At 73.1% G+C, this 2,315-nt stretch carries 4 protein-coding genes; 3 read left to right on the top strand and 1 reads right to left on the bottom strand.

Features of this window, described 5'->3' with window-relative positions; translation table 11 throughout:
* Positions 1-136: 136 nt before the first annotated feature.
* Positions 137-838, top strand: a complete 702-nt coding sequence (locus MHW47_RS34650; protein ID WP_239227800.1) for an HAD family hydrolase — start codon at positions 137-139, stop codon at positions 836-838.
* A 70-nt stretch (positions 839-908) separates the two neighbouring features.
* Positions 909-1,088, top strand: a complete 180-nt coding sequence (locus MHW47_RS34645) for a hypothetical protein (protein WP_239227799.1) — start codon at positions 909-911, stop codon at positions 1,086-1,088.
* Positions 1,089-1,221: 133 nt separating this feature from the next.
* On the opposite strand, the gene MHW47_RS34640 is transcribed toward MHW47_RS34645, so the two are convergent.
* Positions 1,222-1,584, bottom strand: coding sequence for a helix-turn-helix transcriptional regulator (locus tag MHW47_RS34640; RefSeq protein WP_239227798.1), 363 nt, complete (start codon positions 1,582-1,584; stop codon positions 1,222-1,224).
* A 177-nt stretch (positions 1,585-1,761) separates the two neighbouring features.
* Between MHW47_RS34640 and MHW47_RS34635 the strand changes: the two genes are divergently transcribed.
* The coding region (locus MHW47_RS34635; protein ID WP_239227797.1) for a YdeI family protein at positions 1,762-2,315 on the top strand (554 nt) is incomplete at its 3' end.

Raw genomic sequence — 2,315 nt, 5'->3', positions numbered from 1 at the left:
GCGTGTCGTCCGGGTCGGCGGCGCCCAGGGCGGCGGTCCGGGCGGCGGTCGGTCCGGGGCGGCGGTCCGGGGCAGAGTCGGGCAGGCGGGGCGGGCGCCCTTGCCCGCCGTGTGGGGGTCGGCGAGGATCGGTGCCATGCCGATCAAGGGTGCCCTCTTCGACTTCTCCGGGACGCTGTTCCGGATCGAATCCGTGCGGTCCTGGCTCGCCGCGACCCTCGCCGAGCGGGGAGTGAGCGTGGACGAGGCCGGGTTCGAGCGGTACGCGGCGGAGCTGGAGGCGTTCGGCGCGCTGCCGGGCGGGCCCAACCCGCAGCGGATGCCCGGTGACCTGGCCGAGGGCTGGGAGCACCGCGACGAGAGCGCGGAGCGGCACCGCGCGGTGTACACCGGTCTGGCCCGCCAGGTCGCGCTGCCCGATCCCGGACTGTACGACGCGCTGTACGACCGCCATCTGAGCCCGGACGCCTGGCGGCCCTACCCGGACGCGGCGGAGGTGCTGGCGGGACTGCGGGAGGCCGGGGTGCGGATCGGGGTCGTCAGCAACATCGGCTGGGACCTGCGGCCCGTGTTCCGGGCGCACGGGCTGGACGCGTACGTGGACGCGTACGTCCTCTCCTTCGAGCACGGCGTGCAGAAGCCGGACGCACGCCTCTTCCGCACGGCCTGCACACTTCTGGGACAGGACCCGGCGGATGTGGTGATGGTCGGCGACGACCGGCACGCGGACGGCGGGGCCGCCGCGCTGGGCTGCGAGGTCCGTTTCGTACGCCATCTGCCGGTGGAGGAACGGCCGGACGGGCTGCGGGAGCTAGGACTGGCCGAGAAGGTTGCTTGAGACACATGTGAGAGATGTCCCTGACGCACAATGGGTCGGATTGTCACATCGTGGCCTTAGCCTTGTAGGCATGTCCCCGACTCCGTGCCCGTCCGATTCCGTACGCCCCGCAGCTGTGGTGAATGAAGACATTCGCGACCTGTGGCGGCGCTCGGGCGGTCACCTGTCCCCGGAGGACGAGGAGCAGTACCAGCGGCTGCTCGTCGAGTGGGCCGCCGCCACCGGGGGGAGCGACCGGCCGGCCGCCTGAGCGCGGCGCGTCCCGGCTCCGGCGATCCCCTGCGTCGCCGGAACCGGTCCGGGCGGGGGTACAGCATGTCCCGTCGCGGCTGATCGGTCAATGAAGTACCGGGCCGGGCGGAACGGGGGCGCCGGGCAGGCGCTCACCCCAGACGGGCCGCCTGGCGGTCCACCGCTTCCAGCACGCGGTCCAGCAGTCCGGGGAAGAGCGCGTCGAGGTCGTCCCGGCGCAGCCCGTTCATCTTGGCGGTGCCCCGGTAGGTCTGCCGGACGATGCCGCTCTCACGCAGCACCCGGAAGTGGTGCGTGGTGGTGGACTTGGTGACCGGAAGGTCGAAACAGGAGCAGGTCAGCTCATCCTCGGCGGCGGCCAGTTCGCGGACGACGCTCAGCCGCACCGGGTCCGCGAGGGCGTGCAGGACGGTCTCGATCCGGATGTCCTCGCGGGCCGGGTGGGGCAGGGTGCGCGCGCCCGCCGCCGGTTCGGTGGTGGTGGCAGGGGTCACGGTGGCTCTCCGCATCGTCGCTCCGTCCGGAACCCCCATACTACGAGATTCGTCGTAGTTCGGCGCCGTGGCGGGGGCGGACCGGGCGGCCTATAGGTCAGAAACTGTCCTGTTGGCTGGCTAGCGTGGGGCTGTGGCCGGGCGGACGGGAGCCGGCCCCGAACGGGAGGCGCAGCCATGACCAGCACGGCCGACATCCGGGACACCACCGAGACCTTCACGAGCGCCGCGTGCCTGGAGGACTGGCTGGCCGAGCACCACGCCGACAGCGCGGGGGTCTGGATGAGGATCGCCAAGCGGAACTCCGGGGTGCCCTCCGTGACCGTCGACGAGTACACCGACGCGCTGCTCTGCTACGGCTGGATCACCGGGCAGCGCAAGTCCTGCGACGAGGTGTACTACCTCCAGCGCATCACCCCCCGCCGGCCGCGCAGCGTCTGGTCGCTGGTCAATGTGGAGAAGGCGGAGGCGCTCATCGCGGACGGGCGGATGCGCGCCCCCGGTCTCGCCGAGATCGAGGCCGCCCGCGCGGACGGGCGGTGGCAGGCGGCGTACCCGTCGCAGAGCCGGGCCGCCGTGCCCGCCGACCTCGCCGAGGCGCTGGCGGCGGACGAGGCGGCGGGCCGCTTCTACGCGGGGCTCGGCAGGTCCGACCGCTATCTGGTGCTCCTGCGGCTGATGACGGCCCCGTCGCCGGAGGTCAGGGCGGCGCGGCTGGGCCGGGCGGTGGC

Source organism: Streptomyces sp. OfavH-34-F (assembly GCF_022347745.1).
In the GTDB taxonomy this organism is placed as follows: Bacteria; Actinomycetota; Actinomycetes; order Streptomycetales; family Streptomycetaceae; genus Streptomyces.
The sequence above is the reverse complement of the archived record's forward strand: the minus strand, read 5'-3'. Positions and strand labels throughout refer to the sequence as shown.

What these genes read in the sequence shown, in the direction of transcription:
- MHW47_RS34650 (WP_239227800.1), top strand. Translation starts at nt 137, where the DNA reads ATGCCGATCAAGGGTGCCCTCTTCGACTTCTCCGGGACGCTGTTCCGG.
- MHW47_RS34645 (WP_239227799.1), top strand. Translation starts at nt 909, where the DNA reads ATGTCCCCGACTCCGTGCCCGTCCGATTCCGTACGCCCCGCAGCTGTG.